We start from the raw sequence: 23,764 nt of genomic DNA, 5'->3' as shown, positions 1-23,764 counted from the left end.
GGAGTTTTAAATATGAGAGTTGTAGCACCAAAGCCGTTTACATTTGGAGATGGAAAAAGAGCCGTTCTGCTGCTGCATGGCTTTACCGGAAATACGGCCGATGTAAGGATGATGGCAAGGTTCCTTGAAACAAAGGGCTATACCTGCCATGCACCGCAATATAAAGGCCATGGAGTCCCGCCGGAAGAGCTTGTCCATACAGGCCCTGAAGACTGGTGGAAGGATGTTATGGAGGGGTACGAGTTTTTAAAAAGCAGGGGGCATAAGGAGATTGCTGTTGCCGGTCTTTCCCTGGGCGGCGTATTTTCCCTTAAATTGGGTTACACTGTACCTGTAAAGGGTATTGTTCCGATGTGTGCACCAATGTACATAAAAAGTGAAGAAGTCATGTATAAAGGGATTCTGAGCTATGCAAGAGAATATAAGAAACTGGAAGGGAAATCCGAAGAGCAGATTGAGCAGGAAATGGAAGAATTCCAAAAAACACCGATGAAAACGCTGAAAGCCCTACAGGAGCTTATAGCCGATGTACGCAATCATGTGGATATGATTTACTCGCCAACCTTTGTCGTTCAGGCACGCCATGACCATATGATCAACACTGACAGCGCCAATATTATCTTTAATGAAGTGGAAAATGATTTAAAGCAGCTGAAGTGGTATGAAGAGTCCGGGCATGTGATTACTCTTGATAAAGAGCGTGATCAGCTGCACGAAGATGTTTATGAGTTTTTGGAAAAGCTTGATTGGGAAGAATAAAAAGGAAAGTGGAAGGTGCCTGCTTTGCGGCTTATCACCTCAAGCCGTTGCACCTCCTCCATAAAGCTGCCGCTTTTAGTCGTTCGATGTTTAATGCTGCTGAAGCATTCCCTGTGGAACTAGACAGTAATCAGAGTTTAAAAATGTATAGGTATCTTTAAAAAATTCCCCTTAAGGAGGGATGATGAAATGGAAAATAATATTCAAGAGCTGATCGACAAGCTGCTTCATTATATGAAGGATGAAGCCTACAAGCCTTTGACTGTGCAGGAGCTTGAAGCTGCATTTGGAATTGAGGATTCCACCGGCTTTAAAGATTTCGTCAAGGCGCTTGTTGTGATGGAGGAAAAAGGGCTTGTCGTCAGAACGAGAAGCAACCGCTATGGTTTGCCGGAAAAAATGAACCTCATCCGCGGAAAGCTTTCCGGGCATGCCAAGGGATTTGCCTTTGTTATACCGGAAGAGCCTGGGATGGATGATATCTTTATCCCGCCGAATGAAACGAATAATGCCTTAAACGGCGACACAGTCCTTGCCCGTGTGACAACGGAGAGTTCAGGACAGAGGCGGGAAGGGACGATTGTCCGCATCCTTAAGCGCGGGGTAACGCAAGTTGTAGGAACATATACGGAAAGCAAGCATTTTGGTTTTGTCATTCCGGATGATAAAAAGTTTGCCAGCGATATTTTTATCCCCAAGGCGGCATCAAAAGGTGCTGTGGAAGGGCACAAGGTTGTTGTAAAATTAACCACTTATCCAGAGGGCAGGAAGAGTGCAGAAGGAGAAGTGATCGACATCCTTGGGCATAAAAATGACCCGGGTGTGGATATTCTGTCCGTTATTCACAAGCATGGCCTGCCGCTCGAGTTTCCGGAAGAGGTTCTTAAGCAGGCAGCGGAAACGCCGGATACAATCGATCCAAGCGAACTGGAAAACCGCCGTGACCTAAGAAATGAAGTCATCGTCACGATTGATGGTGCCGATGCAAAAGACCTTGACGATGCGGTAATGGTGAAAAAGCTTGATAATGGCAATTACAAGCTGGGGGTCCATATTGCCGATGTTACTTATTATGTTCGTGAGGACTCGCCAATTGATCGGGAAGCAGAGGAACGGGCAACCAGTGTGTATTTAGTAGACCGGGTTATTCCAATGATTCCTCACCGCCTTTCAAACGGCATTTGCTCCCTGAACCCAAAAGTGGACCGTCTTACTCTTTCTTGTGAGATGGAAATCACACCGGATGGGGAAGTTGTAAATCACGAGATTTTCCAGAGTGTGATTAAAACAACTGAACGGATGACTTATTCAGATGTGAATAAGATTTTGGAGGATCAGGACGAAGAACTTATCAACAGGTACGAATCACTTGTACCAATGTTTGAGCTGATGAAGGAGCTTTCTCTTATTTTGCGTAAAAAGAGAATGCAGCGCGGAGCGATTGACTTTGACTTTAAGGAAGCGAAAGTCATTGTGGATGAAGAAGGCAATCCCACCGATGTGGCAATCCGTGAACGTTCAATTGCAGAACGTCTGATTGAAGAGTTCATGCTTGCTGCAAATGAAACGGTGGCAGAGCATTTCCACTGGATGGACGTGCCATTCATTTACCGTATCCATGAAGACCCGAAGGAAGATAAGCTAAGACGGTTTTTCGAGTTTATCACCAACTTCGGCTATATCGTAAAAGGGACAGCCAATTCTGTGCACCCGCGCGCCCTCCAGGAAATTATTGAAGAGGTTCAGGGAAAGCCGGAAGAAATGGTTGTGTCGACAGTAATGCTTCGCTCCATGCAGCAGGCGAAGTATTATGAAGAAAGCCTTGGGCATTTCGGGTTATCAACAGAGTTTTACACACACTTCACATCGCCGATTCGCCGTTACCCGGATTTAATAGTCCATCGCTTAATCCGCACCTATTTAATTGAAGGCAGGCTGGATCAGGCGACAAGGGAAAAATGGAACGCGCAGCTGCCGGATATAGCTGAGCATTCCTCCAATATGGAACGCCGGGCGGTAGAAGCGGAACGCGAAACAGATGAGCTGAAGAAAGCTGAATATATGGCTGATAAAATTGGCCAGGAGTACGATGGGATTATTAGCTCTGTAACGAACTTTGGCATGTTCGTTGAGCTTCCTAACACGATTGAAGGCCTGATTCATGTCAGCTACATGACAGATGATTATTACCGCTATGACGAGCGCCAGATGGCGATGATTGGCGAGCGTACAGGCAATGTGTTCCGGATCGGAGACGAGATTACGGTCCGTGTTGTCAATGTTAATAAAGACGAACGCTCAATTGACTTTGAAATTGTAGGCATGAAAGGAACACGCAGGCGGGAGCCTCGAGAGGCACCAAAAGTTTTCAAAACGGGAAGCACTGAGAAAAAGCCGCGCAAAGGCAAATCTGACCAAGGAAGAGGAAATGGTTCAGGCGGGTCCAGAAAGAAAAAAGAGAAAAAGCATTACGAAAATGCGCCAAAAGCAAAGCGGAAGAAAAAGAAGCGGTAGCGGAAAGAGGGAGGGCCTTATAGGCTCTCTCTTTCCCTTCCAGACAGGGCTTCTCGTTGAGAGAATCTATGGAATTTGTTATAATTGAGGGACCGCTAAAGAACGGATGCTGCATTTTTCCTGCTTTAAAATACAGGAAAGAGGAGCAAAGGGGGATTCATCATGCCAAAAGGAACTGGCAAAATGGTTGCGCAAAATAAAAAAGCCTATCATGATTATGCAATTGAAGAAACATATGAAGCGGGAATCGTTCTGCAAGGTACGGAAATTAAATCGATTCGTGCAGGCAAGGTTAATCTGAAAGACTCATATGCAAGAATTCAAAACAACGAAATCTATCTTTTCGGCATGCATGTCAGCCCATATGAGCAGGGAAACCGCTATAACCATGATCCGCTAAGGACAAGAAAGCTGCTTCTTCACAGGAAAGAAATCAACAAGCTAATTGGCGATTCGAAGGAAGTCGGCTACTCAATCGTACCTTTAAAAATGTACCTCAAAAATGGCTATGCAAAAGTTTTAATCGGCTTAGCAAGGGGTAAAAAGAAATACGACAAGCGTGAGGATCTGAAGAAGAAAGAAGCCAAGCGTGAAGTCGAGCGTGCTTTCCGTGAAAGGCAGAAAATGTAAATCCAGAACCTTACAATTGAAAAATTAGCTCAGTGTGTTATAATAGTAGTTGTCACAGTGAGTGACACAATCTTTAGCTCATCTATTTCGAGCTTTTCCGGACGTCAGCGTGGCAGAATGAGATTCGGCGCAGACCTATTATAATGGGGACGCTACGGATTCGACAGGGATAGTTCGAGCTTAGGTTGCGAGTCGAGGGGATCGGCCTCGTTAAAACGTCAAAGCCAATAACTGGCAAACAACAAAACAACTTCGCTTTAGCTGCCTAATAGGCCTTTAGCGGTTCGCCCCTCCATCGCCCATGTGGTAGGGTAGCGGACTCACTTTTAGTGGGCTACGCCGGATTCCGCCGCCTGAGGATGAAGGAAGAGAATAACCAGGCTAGCTGGCCGGACGCCCGTCGATAGGCATAAGGACCAGCGAAACGCGAATATATCGACTACACTCGTAGAAGCTTAAGTGCCGATATTTCTGGACGTGGGTTCGACTCCCACCGTCTCCACCAAATACATATTTGGTGGTTTTTTATTTTTTGTGACCTAAAGCATAAGATTGCCAATTGGCAGGCTTATGCTTTATTTTATTTTTGGCAAACTTATACTTTATTTATTGCCTAAAAAAGTTAAATTTTTTTACTGAGGGTAGCAAGTTGAGGGCTTTCTTATAGAGAGTTACCATTATTCTTAGTAATCACTCTGTAGGGTTTGGTTTATGTTCAACCTAAAAGCTGGTAATGTTAAGTAACAATACAGCTGTTTAATTTACAATTAGAGATTGTGAAGGATTGTACTTAAAGTAAAGGTGCAGAAGAGTTAAAGAGCATCTTTCAACTTCTGAGTAATAGTTGTAAAATAAATGTGAACTGGAAAATTGTAGCTAGGGTTCCGCTATCTAAACAGGTCCGTGACCGAGGGCTACATCTTTTACCATAACGTAAAAGGCACCTATTGACATAAAAGGTCCGAGGGGAAAGGTTCAGCGTATTTGCTATGCGTTGAAATCCTATTCCCCATGGACCTTTTTTATTATTTTAAGGGAGGTTTATTAAATGAAAAGAATTGATGAATTAAAAGCAGGCGTGGCAGTTATTATTTTGAATAGGGAAAAACAAGTTTTGCTGCAGAAAAGAGCTGATGTAGAACTATGGGGGATTCCTTCAGGACATATAGAAATTGGAGAAACAGTTTCTGAAGCAGCAATCAGAGAAGTAAAAGAGGAAACCAATTTAGATATAAGAATTACAAAGCTTATTGGCGTGTACTCTGAACCTCATTCACAGGTGTTTGTTTATCCAAATGGTAAAGGAGTACATTTTATAACAATTTGTTTTCTTGCTGAAATTATAGGTGGAGAACTTAGATGTAATTCTGATGAGTCACTTGAAATAAAATTTTTTGGTCCAGGCAACCTACCGCAAGACTTATTGAAAATGCATCCTCGATGGTTAAAGGATGCTCTTGCAAATAGAGAATTGGCATTTATTCGATAGTGAAATGCTAATTGAAGCAATGCGATGAAGGCGGATTAAGTGATTTTAAGAATGAGGCAATATTACAGTTATTCTATTAATGGGCGCTATTAGAAACAAGGATAAGCGCTCATTTTTCATTTTAGGTCCAGATTCTGGAATACCAAAATGGTTGTTGATATTTTAAACATACCATAATACTCTTCCCGATTATTTTTTGTTTCGAAACTTGAAATTTGGGGACATGTCCTCAGAGTCACTAAGTTGGTTAACTGAACCGGATAGATTTATAGGATTTCAACAAATCGTAATCATTTCAATTTACAAATCGTAATCATTACGATAAAATAGATACCGAATAAAAGGGGGAGTGAAATTGATTAAAAAATTGGTAGGCGTACTTAGTTTATTTACTGTCATTTTTACGTTAGCTGCATGTGGAGGAGAAGCAACAAACAGCAGTGAAAGTGAAAAAGAACCACAAGGATCTAACGAAAAGTTAAAGATTTTTACAACGGTTTATCCTCTTCAGTTTTTTGCTGAACAAATTGCAGGCGATCAAGCTTCTGTGGAATCTATTCTGCCACCGGGAGCAGACTCGCATAATTATGAACCAACCACTAAAGAAATGCTAGAAATCGCAAAATCCGATGCTTTTATTTATAATGGAGCAGGTTTAGAATCATATGCAAAACAAATCTCCGAATCTATTCAATCCGAAGAAGTCAAGATACTAGAAGCATCAAAAGGAATTGACTTGGAAGAGCATGTTCATAACCATGCAGGTGAGGAAGGACATGAGAGTGAACACACTCATGAAGAAGGCAGTCACGAGGAGGAACATACTGAACATAATCATGGGGATCAAGATCCGCACGTTTGGCTGGACCCTATTCGTTCTATTCAGTTGGCGGAGCATATAAAAGATCTATTAGTTGAATTAAAGCCTGAGAAAGAAGAAGTGTTTAACCAAAACTTTGAAAAGCTGAAAGGAGAGCTAGAAAACTTAGACCAAGAGTTCCATGCACAGCTAGAAAGCCTGCCTGAAAATAAAATCATTGTATCTCATGCTGCTTATGGTTATTGGGAGAAAAACTATGGGATCAAACAAATCTCAGTGTCTGGCTTGAGCCCTGCTAACGAGCCTTCACAAAAAGAGGTGCAAAAGATCATTGGGACTGCTGAAAAGAATGGTTTGAAATATGTATTTTTTGAACAGAATGTAACTCCTAAAGTGGCGGACTTAGTTAGAAGGGAAATCGATGCAGAGGCTTTGCGTATACACAATTTATCGGTTTTAACAGAAGAAGATATAAAGAATAATGAGGACTACTTTACACTCATGCAGCACAACTTAGAGGAACTAACAAAAGCTTTATCTAAACCCTCATCAAAGGGATCCTCTGAAATAAAAGAACAGGATGAACATGATCATGGCCATAGTCATGCAAATGATGAAGAAACAGAAAAAATTTATGAAGGGTATTTTGAAGACAGTCAAGTGAAGGATCGATCTCTTTCCGATTGGGAAGGAGACTGGCAGTCTGTATACCCATATCTTCAAGATGGTACACTTGACGAAGTATTTGCTCATAAAGCAGAACATGAAGGTGACATGACAGCTGAAGAATATAAGGAATATTATAAAGCAGGGTACCAAACAGATGTTGGACGTATTGTGATAGAAGAGGGCACTGTAACGTTCTTTAAAAATGGAGAAGAATATTCTGGGGAGTATATCTACGATGGGTACGAAATCCTAACATATGATGCGGGAAATAGAGGGGTAAGATACGTATTTAAACTAAAAGAAGAAGCTGAAGGACTTCCTCGATATATTCAGTTTAGTGATCATAGTATCTATCCGACTAAGGCTAGTCACTACCACCTATATTGGGGAGACGACCGTGAAGCTTTATTAGATGAAGTTACCAACTGGCCAACTTACTACCCATCAGAAATGGATGGCCATGAAATTGTCCATGAAATGATGGAACATTAATTAAGGAGCAGAAAGGATGATTTTTTTAACTATCCAGCGTTCAAAATGAGTGGGATTTCTGAATAATAATTAATTGCATACTCATAACCCATTCGTCAATTAAAAGGCGTACTCATCGAATATGAGTACGCCTGTTTATGATCATTCAATTAGTCATACCCTTCATAATCTTTTTTGCGCAGGACCTCCTTTGGTACTTCTATACCCCTAGATCCTCTAATATCAACCTCCTCTTCTTCTGCTGGATAATAAACGATAAAACTTTCCGGCTTAACTTTTGCCAGCTTTTTTGGTAATTCCTCAAGTTCGGGATGCCAAGCAATTGTACCCTTTCTTGCACTTAAAATGACTACAATATCGTCCTCTTTTAACATAGATACGTAATTCTTTTGTAAGGATGGCCAACTTTTTAATTGTCTTATCTCAGTTGGAGGATCGGGCTTAATTGTCTGTATATATTTTTCATAAGTCTCTATGGAATCATTAATAACTAAAACTAGTAATGAAGCACTTAATCGACCTGTCAGCATTTTTATTCGTTCTAATGCTTCAATAAACCCTGGCTTATGATCTGCACCGTATGGAATGATTAAGATAATACGTCTTGTTGTTTGTAATGGGTGACCTAACTTTGTTACTAGTACAGTTTGATTTGTTTGATCAACAAAACGATCTATAATGCTTCCAAATAATTTATTAGATTTCCTTTCAGCATTCCACCCGATTACAACTGTGTTAATCCTTTCTTCTGCGATAGCCCTTATTATCCCATTAGAGACATTCCGGTCTACCCTTGTTATTGGCCGTACAGCAATCTCTGCACTGGAAGCATACATAACAGCATGCCCCAGCATCTTTTCTGCATTTGCTACCTCATCCTGTACTGTTTTTATATCTTTTTGAACCACTGTTAAAGGATATAAAGGCTGATCGTCCGTATTAGAATGTTTAATCAAGTTTGCAAGGTCTAGTATAGATTCCATTGTATGCGGATTAGCTAAAGGAATAAGGATACGCTCAGGTCCCTGTTTTCTCTCACTAGGTTGTTGTTCCTCTTTTAGCGCTAATTTTCTGCCGTATTTCTCAACAAAATACGGTCCGGCAATACAAGTTAATAAAATCATGATAATTACTGCATTAACAGTAGATTGGTCCAATAGACCAACTTCAAAGCCGACCAATGTGGAAGCAAGTGTTGCTGCTGCTTGTGGTATGGTTAAACCAACCATTACATTGCGTTCTGTCTTTGAGTATTTATAAACCTTGCTAATAATTACCGGGGCAGATGCTTTACCTATAAATACTGAAAGAAGAATGACCCCTGTAATAATCCATGCTTTTGGATTATTAAATAACACACTCAAATCCATTAACATACCTACAGATAACAAAAAGAAAGGTATAAATAATGCATTTCCCAAAAAGCGTATCCGATTCATTAATGTTCCATGATCAAGCACAAAACGATTTAACGCCAAACCTGCTAAAAATGCCCCGATTATTGGCTGCATACCAGCAACGATTGCTAAGAAACCTGACACGAAAAGGATAACCATTACATAGGTAAAATTCGCTACACCTTCATTTTCTGCATTTCTAAAAAACCACCTTGATAACCTTGGAGTTCCCCAAAGTATTAATAAAACAAAAACAATCAATGATACAATCATCTTTATCCAAAATTGTAAAGACAATTGACCTTCTGCAGCGCCTGTGATTACTGCTAATACTAATAAGGCGAAAGTATCTGTTAGAAGGGTGCCTCCCACTGCAGTTGTAACTGCTTTATTCTTAGAAATCCCCAATCTGCTTGCAATCGGGTAAGCCAGCAAAGTGTGAGAGCCAAGAATTGAACCTAAGAGAATGGAGGCTGTTAAACTGTAATCAAATATAATACCGACCACTGTTCCCAAAACAAGCGGGATACTAAAGGATAGTGAGCCAAATAGAATACTTCTTTTACGGTACTTTTTAAAGCCATCAATATCTAACTCTAAACCTGCAATAAAAATGATAAACAGCAATCCTATAGTACCTAATAATACAATTGTTTGATCCCTTTCTAAAAGATGAAATCCATGCGGCCCAATAATAACGCCTGCCAGTATTGGACCGATAATACCCGGTATCCTTAATTTTTTCATTAGTAATGGTGTTAAAAAGAAAATAACCATTGCTAACGCAAATATAATAACTGGATCTTCAATTGGCAGATTAATCAAATAATCCCCCCTAACTTAAACTTTCAAACGTACATTTTTGATAATAAAAATGAAAATAACATGATTTACAGTCGTAAATAAAATATTTTAATTTATATGTATCTAGAATCTTTTTATGCTTTGAATAAAAAGGCCTTATAGATCGATGTATAATGCAGAGAAATAGTAGTTTAATAGTTATTGGCTATATTAATTAACTTGTCTGAATTTCTTTATTTAACAAATTTTATAAAAAAAACACGGGGTCAACTAACCCCGTGTTAAATCCAATCCTTTTTGATAATAGTGCTTCATCATTTCTTCAGGAACCATATTACCGCCAGTTGCCCAAACAATGTGGGTACCTTTATTCATTTTTTCCGCTAAATTATGCTTCGGTAAATAATCGGTTCCTTCTTTACTTACTTTAATTGGTCCTATCATGCCTGCCAGTGCTGAAGGTTCTAAATGAATCCCCTCTGTATCAATTAGTTCCTTTAATAACTTATACAACTGTTCATCGCTAACCGTATAACTGCCTCTTAGAAACGGTTCTATGGTTTTACCCACAAATCCAGATGGTCTTCCTACTGCAAGTCCATCAGCGTCTGTTATATTATCAATACCAATATCTTGTACGGAAATTTTATCATGAAGTCCAGTCATTAAACCAAGTAACATGCATGGAGAGTGGGTAGGTTCGGCAAAGAAACAGTGAACATAATCCTGATACAATAACTTTAAGCCAAAAGCAATACCGCCAGGACCACCGCCTACTCCACATGGGAGATAAACAAACAAAGGATGATTTTCATCAATTGTTATCTCTAACTCTTCTAATTGTTTTTTTAATCGTGATGCTGCTACCGCGTATCCTAAAAATAGGTCATAAGAATTTTCATCATCCACAAAATGACATGCAGGATCCCTATCTGCTTGGAGACGACCTTCCTCTACTGCTTTACTATAATCCGATTCATATTCCATTACATTAACATTTTTGTTTCGAAGCAAGTCTTTTTTCCATTGTTTTGCATCAGCCGACATATGAACGGTCACATTAAAGCCTAACTTTGCACTCATGATGCCTATACTGAGTCCTAAATTTCCTGTCGAGCCTACTGCGATTGAATATTGTGAGAAGAAGGTTCGAAACCTATCACTATCTAAAATGGAATAGTCATCTTGAATCGTCAGCAATTGATGTTGAAGTGCTAATTCTTCTGCATGTTTTAGAACTTCATAAATCCCGCCTCTTGCTTTTATAGACCCTGCTATAGGAAGGTGACTATCACACTTGAGCAATAAATCACCTAATACAGGCTGTTGATAAATCTGCTCTAGGGATTGTTTCATGGAAGGAATTCTAATTATAGGAGATTCTATTATCCCATTCATCTTTTTTGTTTCCGGGAAAACTTTGGCAATATAGGGAGCGAAACGTTTCAGCCTTTCCTCTGCATCCCTTACATCATCTTGAGTAAGGGGGGATTTCTTAATCCCTGTTTTAAACTTTTCCATATTAGGATTGAACCACAATATCTCCTCCATCGAAATGAGTTTGTTTAGTAAAGGATAGTGTTCTTTCAATGTTTGTAGTTCACTGAATTCAATCTCTTTCACTTTGTTAATCCTCCTCATTGACTTGATTATAGTCATCAAAACTAAATAAAATAAAATTTAATAAATGTTAAATACAGTTTAACACGAATAACTTTAATTATTAATAATTAAAAGTGTTAAATTACAATTAACGGTTAATTATCAATGGGTGCATAGTAATGGAAAATATACCATTGAAAACTTATCTTTTGGGCTAGTTTACCTGATTTTACTGGAAAACTGGCAACAGCAATTATGAATTTTCCAGAATAATATGATGATAAGAAAAAGTATGATCAAATGTTCGAATTACAGGCTATAATCCAAGGATGAACTTTGAAACATCCTTTCAGCCTGGGTGTTATCTCTTTGGCTGTACTTTTCATCATCCGGAGTACAAAGAGTAAGAATATTTCTCGCTGGTTTTACACACTATTAAAAAGATAATGAAAAAGTTATCAATGTACATCCAGAAAGGACAGAGAGTATGAAAAAACATCTTGTGCTCCTTATTTTCACTATCTCATTCATGCTCATAAATTTATCTCCTGTCCACGCTCAAAATAACCCTAGAAACATTTATGAGGTAAAACCAGGAGATTATTTATGGAAGATCGCTCAGACCTATGAGACGACTGTGCAGGACCTGAAACAAATCAACGGCTTACAAACAGATCTACTATTAGTCGGGCAAAAATTAAGGGTCCCCATTGATTACGAAGTTGTTCCCGGGGATACGCTCTGGAAGCTTTCTCATACCTTTACCTCTACAGTTCCATTAATCAAATCAGCAAATGGTCTTACATCGGATATGATTTATGTCGGGCAAAAGTTAAAGATTCCTCCGAAAAAGCTAAGAATGCAAGGACAATTTTTCCTGATGACAAGAGAGGAATTCAAAGACTGGATTTTTAATCAAAAATTCACGAGAAGAGTGGGGAAGGTCCAACAGCATCACACATACCAGCCATCTTATCAGTCATTCAACGGATCCAACCATTTTACATTGATGCAGGGGATGAAGGATTATCATGTAACAGGCATGAATTGGAGCGATATCAGTCAGCAATTGACCACATTCCCAGACGGTACAGTGGCACTTGGCAGACCGTTCAACACACCTCCCGAAGGTTCATTTGGGCTGCTAAATAAAGCTGTCATGCACGAAATCGAAAAAGATGCGCTAGCGATTGAAAACGTCGGAAACTTCGATGCTGAACAAATGACTGCCGAGCAAAGGGAAACCATTATTACCGTTACCGCCTTGCTCATGTTGAAATACGGCTTACAGCCAACGGTCGACACTATCACTTATCATCACTGGTGGGATATCAACACCGGGGAAAGAGTGCTAGATGCAGGTCACGGACATGCTATCAAAACTTGCCCTGGTACTGGATTTTTTGGTGGAAACACCACGGACGATGCAAAAAATAATTTTTATCCTCTGGTCGATAAAAAAATGCATGAAATTTTGGCTACTATGCAATAGTCATAAAAAATACTTAGTCACTCTGAGCATTTTTTGTTTCTTTTAGAATAAAAATCCGGCTGATATTTCCACAAATCAAAAATATATGTTTAACTACCATGAAAATAAACTTCTGTAACTAAAAAAAGGCAATAAATCAAATGTATCACTTACTGGTATAAGCATTCGATGCATTTAATGTTATAAGTAAATTGTTGGTTAGAGCGGACAGCGATCTCAGGTTCCATTAAATGGCGCTTTTCTGAAATAAGGAAAGCGTCTATCTTTATGAAAGGCCAGATTGTTAAAGATGAATTGGCAATAATAATCAAAATACATAGTTAAGGAAACAATATTTAAGGTTAAGGTAACAGATGGTCCTGGAAGAAATTTTGAGATGTTTAAAAGTATTTACAATCAATCAGCTCTGAAAAAAATTTTCCTTTTTAAGGAGTAGATAGATGGATTTATTAACTTTTACTGAGGAATTTTTTGATTATATAAGGAAGTTTTTACTTTTAAGATTTACACTATTTGCTTTGGTTCTCATAACCCTTTCCTTTGTCATAAACCGTATTATTGATTGGTTCTTTAGGAAGTCAAATTTTTTTGATGAAGAAATAGAACAGACAATTCAAAGCGTAATTCGATCAATTTTTAGGTATGGAATTGCGATCAGCCTCGTTATTTATCTAATTAGTCAATTTGTAGATATAAAAGGTATTCTTGCAGGTGCAGGGATTGCCGGAGTTGTTGTCGGATTTGCTGCACAACAGATGCTAAAAGACGTTATATTAGGGTTCGTAAGATTAACGGACAAGGAGTTTCGTGTCGGCGATTTTGTTACTATCAACGGAACAAGTTCAGGTACCATTGAGGAAATAAGTATTCGCTTTATGCAAATTCGTGAATGGTCGGGAAAACTCCTTACCATCCCGCATGGAGAGATTAGAACGATACAAAATTTTAATAAAGGCTGGATGCGGGTTATAGAACGGATTACGGTAAGTTATCAGGAAAATCCTATAAGAATAAAGGAATTGCTAGAAAATGCAAGTGTTATCTGCAATGAAAAATTGAATCATAGCCTATATAGGATAGCGGACGAGGCTGTTGAACCATTTCAGTATATTGGTATTACAGACTTAAATCCAACCCTTAAAAATGTTGGGTACGAATTTTGTATTGTAGGCTTGGTTAAGCCTGAAGAGTATTTTGAAACTTCCAGGCAGGTAAGATTTGAACTAATGTCTATATTTCATAAGAATCAAGTTCAAATGCCAACAGTGAACATGTTCGTTCATACTGAAAAATTACAGGAGATTCTTGAAGAGCAGCCTTCACCAAGCAGGTAAAATAAACAAGCTGATTCAAGAGCTAGATCGGTCTATGAGGCGCGGTTTTTAAAGAACAGTTGTTCAACAAGGTGATCGAAGCAGTCTAGTGCAATAAAAAGGATCCCTAATTTTGTTTAGTTATACCCCCATAATACATTCTCGTTCGTTCGTATTCTTTTAATACGATTACATAGAACACGAGGGGAATTATATGAACACACTAACCAAGGGAGCCCTTGCCATGGTATTAGCGGGATCTGTTACGTTTTCTTTCACTAACTCCTGGTTAATCGAGCAATCTTCAAAATTTTTAACAAAAGAAAATGCTTTCATTCTATCCAAAGTGCAAAAAAAAGAAGATGTCATCAGTCAAAAAGAAAAAACAGTGAAAGATCAAACACTAACAGCGAATGTGAAAGATGATCAGTCAAAGCTTTCGCAGGATATCCCGGCGTCCCAAGCGGCTGATAAAAATAATAATAATCATTTGGCCGAAGCAGCCGTTCAACAGGATACTAAAAAAATCAGCAAGAGTTCGACAACAGCTCCTGTTTCAAAAACGATGCCTGTGAAAAGCTCAAAAGCACCCGCAGCAAAGCCTTCAACCACAGCAACGGGAACTAAGACAGCAAAAGCACCCGAAGTAAATGAAACTAGCCCATCCGTTGTAAATACGACTAGTCCGAAAGCACCCGAGGTAAATCAAACTAGCCCAAAAACGCCAAAGACAAAGACAGAAATCAAGCCAGCGGGAACTAGTCCAAATAGTGCAGCCGCAACAGCTAATAACCGTGGACAAGAAGTTTCGCAAGCGGCAAAAGAAAATGCTGCAAGCGCTCGTGATACAAAAGAAAACAACGGAAAGAACATGTAATTCTTTCGAAATGGGTCACCAAAGCCAGGTGGCCCTTTTTTGTTAGGGCTTTTTTAGTAAAGTTTGTTGCTTTTCGGGCGTCTAACTAAGGTTAACCAACTGAGTTGATTGTAGCGGAGGGGACTTCACTCCTGCTTAGAAGCGAGGGAAGTGGGAGACCCCACAGGCGAAGCCGAGGAGGCTCTCATCCCTCCCCGCGGAAAGCAAGTCCTCGTAGCGGAAATCAACGGGCAGAATTTATAAGAAAAGAGCCTGTGTTATAAATCAATATAAAAAGGCCTTCCCCAAATGGGAAAGACCTGCCGGAAGATTCCTTTAAATATCCTCATTAACCTTCACAATAGAGGTTTCCTGAGTTACATTACCTTTTCGTTTTAGTTTATTCCAGCCAACCGTTACTCCTTTTATTGCAGAGAAGATGGATTTAATCACCACATAGGTCATAAGCTGTTTGTACAAGATTCGCTGCAAAAACAATGAACCCAGTGGCTTGGGACTTTCTTTCTCCAATCGAAACGCATATAAAGAAGTAAAGAAATCCATCAAGTAAAAAAGCATAAATCCAATGGCTGCTTTTTCAGGATGTGAGTTGAAAAGGGCCAAAATGAACAAGATTTCTGCAATAGGCGATATTGATTGATATACATATTGGAAAAGCCACATATTTGGAAGGGCGATAAATCCTAATGAGTTATGTTTTTTATTAAATAAAGCCTCACGATGTTTCCATAAGCATTGCAGCGTACCGTAGACCCATCTGTAACGCTGTTTTGCCAGACTTTTAATATCCTCCGGCACTTCTGTATAGGCATAAGCTTTTTCTTCAAATTCAATCTTATGCCCATTGCGTAAAAGAGCAAGAGTGATATCAGTATCCTCTGCCAGTGTATCCTCTTTAAAGTATCCAGCTTCTTCTACAGCCGTTTTTCTCCATGCCCCAATGGCACCTGGCACCACCGTAATGCAATTTAGAGCCGCAAAGGCCCTTCTCTCCAGGTTAAAGCCTGTCACATATTCGATATGCTGCCAGTTCGTAAGAAGATTTCCTTTATTGCCAACCTTTACATTACCTGAAACAGCAGCCACATTTTTATCTATAAAATGGTTAACAAGCAATGAGATGGCATTTTCAGCGATGAGTGTATCTGCATCAAGAGCAACGACGATTTCTCCTTTTGCTTCTTTAAAACCAAGATTTACGGCGGAAGATTTTCCTCCGTTGGCTTTTTTAATTAATCTAACGAGAGGATGATTTGCAAAAGTTTTTTGAACTGTTTCAGCAGTATCATCCTTTGATCCATCGTCAATAATAAGTATCTCAAAGGCTGGGTAATCACTTGATAAAATAGAATTCACTGTTTTGCAAATTACTTTTTCCTCGTTATAGGCAGCGATTACGACACTGACGAAAGGTGTATAGCAAGGGTCGATCTGGGTCTCTTTATCCCTTTTTACCTGTTTTCTGGAAAGAAAAACGAGGAAGACAAGCCGCAAGATTCCTAATAGGATTGCTGAGTAAAAAAGGAAGCTTAATCCTGATTTCCACCCCTGCATGACCTTGAATACAGCCTTGTCATAGACTAAATAAGGGCTGTCCTGATCAGCAGGAGGCATAATCTCACTTTCATTTTTTCCAATTAGGTCAGCAACTGTACTAAATGTGTATCCTCGATTTTTTAAAGCTTCTATAAGAGTCGGCAGGGCTTCCACTGTGATAGAGCGGTCACCGCCGGCATCATGAAGCAAAATCACATTTCCTTCTGGCAGCTGTTCCAATACTCGATTTACAAGTTCAATTTTGGATGTTTTTTGCCAATCGCCAGAGTCAATGGATTGGCCGACCATAGTATAGCCCATATCCTGAGCGTGCATTATTGGCATCTGTTCGTTTTTTGTGCCTAGTTCCGTATCGGCTATATATGGTGGCCGGAAAAGGGTCATCGAATGGCCTGTAATCCCTTGGATTAACCGCTGAGTTGCATTTAGTTCCATTCTCAAGCGAGATGGCGTGATGGCCGAAACATCAGGATGCGAAAAAGTATGATTTCCGATTTCATGGCCTTCATCATACATTCTTTTTACCAGCTGAGGATGCATCATGGCATTCTCTCCTACAATAAAGAAGGTGCCTTTAATGTTATACCTGTCCAAAATATCCAGTATTTCTGGTGTATAGGCGGGGTCCGGACCGTCATCAAAGGAAAGGACAACTTCTTTCTTGCTGGATTTTCCATAACGGATTACCTCAATAGGCTTTGGAAAATGGATATAGGATTCATTTTGTATCATCCCATTTGAATCCAATTGAACCGATCTTTTGCCTTTTTCAGGTTTAGAATCAATTTTTAAAACCTCCCCATCTCCTGTATGGAGATCCGGCAAAGGACTCTCAAAGGTACTCAGGGCATGGGATGGATTAAGGATTTTCTTTGGTTTATTCAGGAAATTCCAGATAGAGGGATCTTCTGAACCGAGACGCCAAAGTGCTATTCCTCTTGAACCGCTATCAATTGCCAAATTCATTTGATTATAAAAAGTAGCAGCGTCCAAAAACCAAACCGTATGTTTTTTCCCGTTTTGTATGTATCGGAAATAAGGGTTCCCAGCTTCCGTACTCCAATTGATTTTGAGGTTTGTTTCACTGCCCAGCTTCATGATACCCCCGAATGTTATGTTAGCTGCGGGCTTCCTGGAGTTTTCTTCCCAGTCGTAACCGTAGGTCCCTAAGCCGGCAATTAATTTTTCGGAAGGGATATCGGGTTGGTTCAAGTTTTCCTTAACCCAATCTGTTTGAGCCACCGGGCCGGGCGTACTCATCGAGTAGTGCTGGTCGTAGAGCATGACGATCACACGGTCAGCGCTTTTTGCTAAGGAGGCATAATCATAGCTATTATCCTTCGGCGGGACATCCAAAGTAACCATAAGACCATGCTGGTGGAATGCTTTATAAACCTTCTCCATAAATTGAGTGAAATGAGCTTTGTCATTTGAATTGATTTCTTCGAAGTCTATATTAATTCCATCAAAGCCATTTGTTCTGACATAAGCCAGCATCTGTTTAATAAAACGATCTTCAGCACCGGGGGTGGTGAATAACTGATGAAGGACATTGCCATCCCATTTATTATTTATAAAATTATTTACTAATGGCAGAATCTTAATATCATGCTCTTTTGCCTCTCTAACAATAGAGCGGTCAGTGTCGGCCTTCAGGGTTAGATCAGGCGTAAGCTGCAGCCACTCAGGCACTAAAGTTGTAATGGAATCTCTATTCTTCCTGAAAGACGCTTTGCTGTTCTCGTCCCAATTGACGTAGAAGCCATACACTTCTTGTTTTTTGGTCATTTGGGCTTTGTTTAATTGACCCGTGTTCTTTTGGCTAAGAGGGGAAGGATTCGCAGGTTGAATCTGTGAAGCAAGCTCTTCATCACTAAATTCCTTATTAATCGGCTCAATTCCGCTCTTTGCCGTGCTTTTATCCAATTCCAGTTCAGGAAATTCCGGATTCGTATTCAGGCTTTCTATAAAAAAAGTCGATACTACAACAATTAAAATAGTAAAACCAACAGTCATTCGTTTAATGATGGACCAGCGCCTTTTGGCAGGGTCAAGAAAAACATGTTCCTGGTTCCGCTCTCTTTTTTTCAGCCCCAAGTTGTAAAACCAGTGAAAGAAGAAATAACAAACAAGTCCAACCAGGCCTCCGAAGACCCCAGATACAATGGATTCCGAAGATAAAATATTCGTTTTCAGTGATGTAAATAACCAGTAATCCTCCAATGAACCAAAATTCATGGCAGGCAGCTCGCGCATGTTTGGAATAAAAACGGTAATCAATGTTCCAAGGAATAAGGCGATGATATTTAGACGCAACAAAAGTGAAAAAGCAATCAATAATGGAATTCTAAAACTATCTAAAGGCAAAAAGGCCAGAAAAAAACCAAGTGTGCTCGCAACTGCTCCTGTATTACCAGTGACAGGTGCAAACAATGATCTTCCAACCCACCTAAAAACTCGATTCACTAAAAACCCCCCTAAATACGGTGTCAAAAAAATAGATTGATTTTATATCATTAAAATCTGTAAAAAATCTACAGGTGTCTCCACTGGAAGCGGTTGTGAATATCTTGCATCCAGCGAGCTGATATTTTCGACAAAAAATGACTAACATAAATAAATTAGGTAGTCACTTTAAGATTTTGGGGGTAGGTGAAAAAGTATTTATATTTTTTTAATGGTAATTTAGGACGATTAAGGTTTTAAGCGAGTTAAGAGAAAAGAAAGAGAAAGGTAAGTTTTGGAACCTCTTTAAAGGAAGAATGTCAAACACTGTACTAAATTTTATATAACGGGGCCGGTTTATTGAATTGAGTGATTTCACAACAATATAGGTAAGGGAAGATTTGAAAAAGGAATTTAAAAAGGTTAGTTTTGTCGTACTAACCTTTTTAACGTATTCTTAAGAACCTTCTAACTATCATTGTCCAACCTATAAAAACTCTCTAGGTTCGTTATCCAATAAGCAGTATAGTAAAGAATTAAGAAGATGCAAAAATCATATAATGTGGACCAATCTTTTGGATTATAAAAATCGATGGCGTTAAAGAAATTCATTCCTCCAAAAGCTGCAATAGCAGAGAAGATTATTCCTTTCAATAAGTTATTCATTTTGGGTTTAATCTGCAAAGCAAACATTACCCCTACAGGTGCTAAAGAAAAGTGGTACGGCAAAAATAGAAAAGGTGCCAGAGGAATAATGATCATGGGATAGGACCATAATCCTAAAGATAGTGCAGCAAGGTCAATTGTAAGAGACGAAATAATCGTTAATAATCCAGCTAAGAGAAGACGTCCTGCACTATCTTTCTTTTTATATTTAAACCATACGAGCCAAGGGATTATAAATAAAGCAAGTCCAAACCACCATTGCCACGTTGTAATGAATTCAATTTTAACTATATCTGCGAATAAAGTGCTCACTTTAGTGAGCTGCTCATAAGCTTTTTCAGACCTTGCTAATCCCTTTTCAAACGCCATGGGAATAATCCCCCCAATCATTCTAATTAGTAATGTTTTCATTTGTTATGGCTATTATGCAAGTCCGCATTACGAAACATATTTATGTACATTCTTTTGAACTAGATCATGCTTTATAATTTTTAGTCGGTTCTTTTGCAAAGTTGAAAATTAAAATAGGATTCATGCTATGTAGTTATATACTTATAGACAGACAAGCTATCGCTGGCGATGCAAGTCAGATAATTTTTAAAGCCTTTAATTTGCATTTTGACTATGCAGGCTGTAAAAATATAGTTAAAATAGGTGCTGTTTAAGAACGTGTCTGAGCGGTTCTGTGAGGAGTTTTAACGACGAATGGGTTTGAGGAACTTCTCTGAACGACATAATTTTTTATTTTAGGAGGGACCAACATGGAAGTTTTTGCGAAATATCTAGCTGGTATCGATAACCCTGACCACCGCCACCGAACAGAGGAAATTTTGGCTTGGGTTGCTAATAAATTCCCAAATTTAGAACCGCAATTCAAGTGGAATACGCCGATGTTTACCGATCACGGCACATTTATCATCGGCTTTTCCACAGCAAAGCATCATTTGAGCGTATCACCCGAAGAAGCAGGCATTGCGCACTTTGCCGATGACATCGCACAAGCTGGCTACAGCGCTACCAAAGGCTTGTTTCGAATTCCATGGAAAGAGCCGGTAAATTATGAATTACTTGAGAAAATGATTGAATTTAATATTCAGGATAAAGCAGAATATACGAATTTTTGGCGGAAATAGAAAAATAGGATCCCTTAGAGGCTCATATTGCGTTTTAAGGCCTTTTGGGTTCGTTAATGTAAAAATGTTCTGTCAACGGTAAATCGAACTAGAAGCCCATAGAAAGTCTGAGAGGGCTTCTGAGAGGTTTTAACAACGCTTTTTCATGCCCCAACACTCTTGTTGGGGACGCCTTAACATGTAAAAGTTTGTGCGCTCTTTTTTTAATATATGTAAATTACTACAGAAGCTTAAAATATTGCTTTAATTCCGTCTAGAAAGAGCATTTTAGCCAAAAAACAAAGTACAAAAAAGTCATTTCGTACCCCTATTATCACAGTTAAAGCTTTACTAATAGATTATTTAGCAATGAAAGTTAGTTGGTTTATTACCTAAACAAAAAGCATGGGGGAAGTCTAATGAACATACATAATATACTAGTAGCGGGTAACTATGAAGGGAAATTCCAAGAACAGTTACCTGCTAAAATAACTCATAGCTTTCGTTTTAAACAGATTGATGAAATAACAGAAGAGGATTTGTCATGGGCAGATGCCTATGTCGGCTTCAAGCCATGTCCAGGCTTCCGCTTTGCCAATATTAAATGGGTACATTCCTTTAATGCGGGTGTAAACAACTATTTGGAAATTGATGGATGGAAGGAACATGATATTTTTCTTACTCGCACTGTTTGCTCGTTTGGACAAAGAATAAGCGAGTATTGTTTAAGCTATGTATTAAGAGATCTTCAATATCATCACTATTTTGAAGGAAAACAAAATGAGAAGAAGTGGGCTCCAAAAACTCCGCAAATGGTGAAGGATCAAACGATTGTTATCTTTGGTACAGGGGAGATCGGACAGGAGGTTGCCAAAATATTTTCAAGTTTTGGAGCTGCCGTTTACGGCGTCTCGCAAAGCGGCAAGCAAAAGGAGTATTTTCAAAAGGTGACGAAAACCAGCTCTGCAGGCAAGTTGGCTGCACAGGCAGATTGGATTATCAGCACATTGCCTTTGACTAATGAAACAAGTAAGCTATTTGACCGTACGTTTTTTAGCCATTTAAATGGCGCTGCCTTTATCAATGTCGGCAGAGGCCTCACGGTGGACGAGCAAGCGCTCATTGAAGCGCTAAATTCACGAAAGGTCCGTTACGCTGTGTTGGATGTTCTTGAAACAGAACCGCTGCCAGAGACTTCCGAGCTATGGGAAAGAGACGATATCGTCATCACTCCGCATATATCAGCTGTGACAGAGCTGAATGAAGCAATAGCGTGCTTTTGGGATACATTGAAGAGAATCGAAAATAATGAAGTTTTATATAATAGGGTGGATTTTTTGAAGGGGTATTAATATATAAGCAAGGAAATTTAAGATGAGGAAGCATCATTCGGTTTTTTAGCATTTACGTTTTCGTCCCAGAACAGAGGGAAATTGTTTAAGGTATAGTTATTAAGCAATCGGGCGAGATTGCTGGTGCGAAGTGTTACTGGCTCAAATAAAATGTGGCCACAAAATTTCGATAAAGGTTAGGCAGTATTAGATTGAAAAAACAGAAGTCTCACCATAAAGCAATGTCATCGCTGCTTTTTTTCAAGAAAGTAGGTGCAGTATTTGGAAGAAGACAAAAACAAAAGCAAAAGGTTGAACCAGGAGCAAGAAGAGGATAACGGTTGGGATGTAGGAGAAAATTTATATGAGGCAGGAGAGCAACTTGCGTCTAAAGGTTGTTTAGGTTGTGCGGGCGGATGTTTTTTTGAAAAATTATTTTTAGTAATCACACCTCTTTATATATTCTTAACATAGGTTTTATTTATAAAAATTTAATAACATCGAAGAATGATAGGCCGCTACCACTATGGGACTAAATATCATGTGTAATGTTGGTGAGGCCACAAATAAAAAAATTAAATCGAAATCATTCTCCTTAAGGGTAAACCTGATTCGTGGCTCAGTAATTTATATTCCTTTTGTAAGAACTTTTTGATAATACATTTTATACTAAAAATAAATAAACTATTTCCGATATAGGTTATCTTTATATTGCTATATTTTCCATATCAATCCTCAATCAGAGAATCGTTTCAATCCCCTTATTAAATAAGTACCGCCAGTAACACACGTATCTTTGAAAATATTTCTTATATGTCCTGACTGAAAAAGAACATTCAAAGACTGTGAAGAAGAGTACTTTAACTATTGGCAGCTTTGTGCAATAAGGCTTGCAGTGATCATCCGCAATCGGGTGCATAACCGGAACGCCTCTATTGCTTATTATGGATACTCCTCTATTAAAGGTTGTTAGTATAAAAAAACCTAAGTGCCAAATAATAATTATGTATTGGCTATCTTTTAATTATTGGAGGAGACTATCATGCAAGTTAAAGATGTAATGAGTACGAATGTACAAAGTTGTTCAGTTAATGATGATTTAAGAAAAGTTGCTTCTATCATGCAATCTTCAGACATTGGGTCGATGCCTATTTTGGAAAACAACCAAGTTGTAGGGATGATAACGGACAGAGATATGGTTATTCGCGGTCTGACAAATGGGACTGCTAATGACACCATACAAACGATTATGACTAATAATGTAGTTACCATATCGCCGGATGCCTCCCTTGAAGAAGCCGGGCAGTTAATGGCTCAAAATCAAATCCGGCGCCTTCCTGTTGTTGAAGGCGGGAATTTAGTCGGGATGATATCGCTTGGGGATTTGGCGATACGTGAGCAAGCTAATGAAAATGCAGGACAGGCACTTACTCAAATTTCAAAGCATGACTTTTCTTAGAAGTGCTCATTAATATTGCCGCGGTAAGAACCCTATAACCAATAGCCAAGGGACCCTTTATGGGTCCTATTTTAATTTACGCTGTTTTCGTAAAGTTTATTGCTTTTCAGGGTAACCAAGGTTATCCAACTGAGTTGATTGGAGCTGAGGGCAATTGACTCCTTAACTTAAATCTTTGAAGTCATGAAAAGGAAGCTGGAGCACATAAGTGGTTACACGGGTTCACCTTGTGGATTGTCCTAAAAAGTATTTATATGGCCATAATTTTTAATGAAGTTGCTGCGTTGATCCAGAGGGATTAACGCCTTTTTTGTTCTCCATGCGGGGCAGTTTAGA

15 protein-coding genes, 1 other RNA gene and 2 pseudogenes are annotated in these 23,764 nt (G+C 39.1%); 14 read left to right on the top strand and 4 right to left on the bottom strand.

Going from position 1 to position 23,764, the window contains the following annotated elements; all coding sequences use genetic code 11:
* Nucleotides 1-12 precede the first annotated feature (12 nt).
* The 7 genes and pseudogenes from L634_RS0108115 to L634_RS34235 all read left to right on the top strand — a co-directional run.
* Nucleotides 13-759, top strand: coding sequence for an alpha/beta hydrolase (locus L634_RS0108115; protein ID WP_026582025.1), 747 nt, complete (start codon nucleotides 13-15; stop codon nucleotides 757-759).
* A 189-nt stretch (nucleotides 760-948) separates the two neighbouring features.
* Nucleotides 949-3,273 (top strand): ribonuclease R, encoded by a 2,325-nt coding sequence (rnr, locus tag L634_RS0108105; protein ID WP_026582024.1) that lies wholly within the window; start codon nucleotides 949-951, stop codon nucleotides 3,271-3,273.
* A gap of 162 nt (nucleotides 3,274-3,435) precedes the next feature.
* Complete coding sequence (smpB, locus tag L634_RS0108100) at nucleotides 3,436-3,903, top strand: SsrA-binding protein SmpB (RefSeq protein ID WP_026582023.1); 468 nt, start codon at nucleotides 3,436-3,438, stop codon at nucleotides 3,901-3,903.
* A 145-nt stretch (nucleotides 3,904-4,048) separates the two neighbouring features.
* Nucleotides 4,049-4,408, top strand: a transfer-messenger RNA (tmRNA) gene (ssrA, locus tag L634_RS32580).
* A 543-nt stretch (nucleotides 4,409-4,951) separates the two neighbouring features.
* Nucleotides 4,952-5,392, top strand: coding sequence for an NUDIX domain-containing protein (locus L634_RS0108095; protein ID WP_026582022.1), 441 nt, complete (start codon nucleotides 4,952-4,954; stop codon nucleotides 5,390-5,392).
* Between the two features lie 349 nt (nucleotides 5,393-5,741).
* Nucleotides 5,742-6,734 (top strand): annotated as a pseudogene (locus L634_RS34240) (metal ABC transporter solute-binding protein, Zn/Mn family); the annotation flags it as partial.
* 60 nt (nucleotides 6,735-6,794) lie between these two features.
* Nucleotides 6,795-7,373 (top strand): annotated as a pseudogene (locus tag L634_RS34235) (ZinT family metal-binding protein); the annotation flags it as partial.
* Nucleotides 7,374-7,522: 149 nt separating this feature from the next.
* On the opposite strand, the gene L634_RS0108085 reads toward L634_RS34235, so the two are convergent.
* The gene (locus L634_RS0108085) at nucleotides 7,523-9,595 is read right to left on the bottom strand and encodes a cation:proton antiporter (protein ID WP_026582020.1); all 2,073 of its coding nucleotides are present in this window, start codon (nucleotides 9,593-9,595) and stop codon (nucleotides 7,523-7,525) included.
* 249 nt (nucleotides 9,596-9,844) lie between these two features.
* Nucleotides 9,845-11,197, bottom strand: coding sequence for a D-serine ammonia-lyase (locus L634_RS0108080; RefSeq protein WP_026582019.1), 1,353 nt, complete (start codon nucleotides 11,195-11,197; stop codon nucleotides 9,845-9,847).
* Between the two features lie 466 nt (nucleotides 11,198-11,663).
* Here L634_RS0108080 and L634_RS0108075 point away from each other — a divergent pair, with 466 nt between their 5' ends.
* The 3 genes from L634_RS0108075 to L634_RS0108065 all read left to right on the top strand — a co-directional run bounded on the left by L634_RS0108075 (nucleotide 11,664) and on the right by L634_RS0108065 (nucleotide 14,858).
* Nucleotides 11,664-12,668 (top strand): peptidoglycan recognition protein family protein, encoded by a 1,005-nt coding sequence (locus L634_RS0108075; RefSeq protein WP_026582018.1) that lies wholly within the window; start codon nucleotides 11,664-11,666, stop codon nucleotides 12,666-12,668.
* A gap of 440 nt (nucleotides 12,669-13,108) precedes the next feature.
* A complete protein-coding gene (locus L634_RS0108070; protein ID WP_026582017.1) occupies nucleotides 13,109-14,002 on the top strand; it encodes a mechanosensitive ion channel family protein in 894 nt (297 codons plus the stop codon).
* Nucleotides 14,003-14,195: 193 nt separating this feature from the next.
* Nucleotides 14,196-14,858: a hypothetical protein gene (locus tag L634_RS0108065; protein ID WP_026582016.1), complete on the top strand. Its 663-nt coding sequence runs from the start codon at nucleotides 14,196-14,198 to the stop codon at nucleotides 14,856-14,858.
* 315 nt (nucleotides 14,859-15,173) lie between these two features.
* On the opposite strand, the gene L634_RS30800 is transcribed toward L634_RS0108065, so the two are convergent.
* On the bottom strand, nucleotides 15,174-18,881 hold the full coding sequence (locus L634_RS30800) for a polysaccharide deacetylase family protein (RefSeq protein WP_084028860.1): 3,708 nt from the start codon (nucleotides 18,879-18,881) through the stop codon (nucleotides 15,174-15,176).
* A 447-nt stretch (nucleotides 18,882-19,328) separates the two neighbouring features.
* Nucleotides 19,329-19,895 carry a CBO0543 family protein gene (locus L634_RS0108055; RefSeq protein ID WP_026582015.1) on the bottom strand — a complete coding sequence of 189 codons (567 nt, stop codon included), beginning with the start codon at nucleotides 19,893-19,895 and terminating at the stop codon, nucleotides 19,329-19,331.
* Between the two features lie 392 nt (nucleotides 19,896-20,287).
* Here L634_RS0108055 and L634_RS0108050 point away from each other — a divergent pair, with 392 nt between their 5' ends.
* From L634_RS0108050 to L634_RS0108035, 4 genes are all read left to right on the top strand, one after another.
* Nucleotides 20,288-20,659 carry an iron chaperone gene (locus L634_RS0108050; RefSeq protein ID WP_026582014.1) on the top strand — a complete coding sequence of 124 codons (372 nt, stop codon included), beginning with the start codon at nucleotides 20,288-20,290 and terminating at the stop codon, nucleotides 20,657-20,659.
* Between the two features lie 398 nt (nucleotides 20,660-21,057).
* The gene (locus tag L634_RS0108045; protein ID WP_026582013.1) at nucleotides 21,058-21,990 is read left to right on the top strand and encodes a D-2-hydroxyacid dehydrogenase; all 933 of its coding nucleotides are present in this window, start codon (nucleotides 21,058-21,060) and stop codon (nucleotides 21,988-21,990) included.
* A 252-nt stretch (nucleotides 21,991-22,242) separates the two neighbouring features.
* On the top strand, nucleotides 22,243-22,443 hold the full coding sequence (locus L634_RS0108040; protein ID WP_026582012.1) for a hypothetical protein: 201 nt from the start codon (nucleotides 22,243-22,245) through the stop codon (nucleotides 22,441-22,443).
* Between the two features lie 565 nt (nucleotides 22,444-23,008).
* Complete coding sequence (locus L634_RS0108035; protein ID WP_026582011.1) at nucleotides 23,009-23,428, top strand: CBS domain-containing protein; 420 nt, start codon at nucleotides 23,009-23,011, stop codon at nucleotides 23,426-23,428.
* The last annotated feature ends 336 nt before the right edge of the window (nucleotides 23,429-23,764 follow it).

The sequence above is a fragment of the Bacillus sp. J33 genome (assembly GCF_000518885.1).
Classification (GTDB): Bacteria; Bacillota; Bacilli; order Bacillales; family Cytobacillaceae; genus Cytobacillus.
Note: the sequence above shows the minus strand (reverse complement) of the source record. Positions and strands in the feature narration are given on the sequence as shown.

Coding starts and splice junctions, on each gene's coding strand:
- L634_RS0108115 (WP_026582025.1), top strand. CDS start 13: ATGAGAGTTGTAGCACCAAAGCCGTTTACATTTGGAGATGGAAAAAGA.
- rnr (WP_026582024.1), top strand. CDS start 949: ATGGAAAATAATATTCAAGAGCTGATCGACAAGCTGCTTCATTATATG.
- smpB (WP_026582023.1), top strand. CDS start 3,436: ATGCCAAAAGGAACTGGCAAAATGGTTGCGCAAAATAAAAAAGCCTAT.
- L634_RS0108095 (WP_026582022.1), top strand. CDS start 4,952: ATGAAAAGAATTGATGAATTAAAAGCAGGCGTGGCAGTTATTATTTTG.
- L634_RS0108075 (WP_026582018.1), top strand. CDS start 11,664: ATGAAAAAACATCTTGTGCTCCTTATTTTCACTATCTCATTCATGCTC.
- L634_RS0108070 (WP_026582017.1), top strand. CDS start 13,109: ATGGATTTATTAACTTTTACTGAGGAATTTTTTGATTATATAAGGAAG.
- L634_RS0108065 (WP_026582016.1), top strand. CDS start 14,196: ATGAACACACTAACCAAGGGAGCCCTTGCCATGGTATTAGCGGGATCT.
- L634_RS0108055 (WP_026582015.1), bottom strand. CDS start 19,895: ATGGCGTTTGAAAAGGGATTAGCAAGGTCTGAAAAAGCTTATGAGCAG.
- L634_RS0108050 (WP_026582014.1), top strand. CDS start 20,288: ATGGAAGTTTTTGCGAAATATCTAGCTGGTATCGATAACCCTGACCAC.
- L634_RS0108045 (WP_026582013.1), top strand. CDS start 21,058: ATGAACATACATAATATACTAGTAGCGGGTAACTATGAAGGGAAATTC.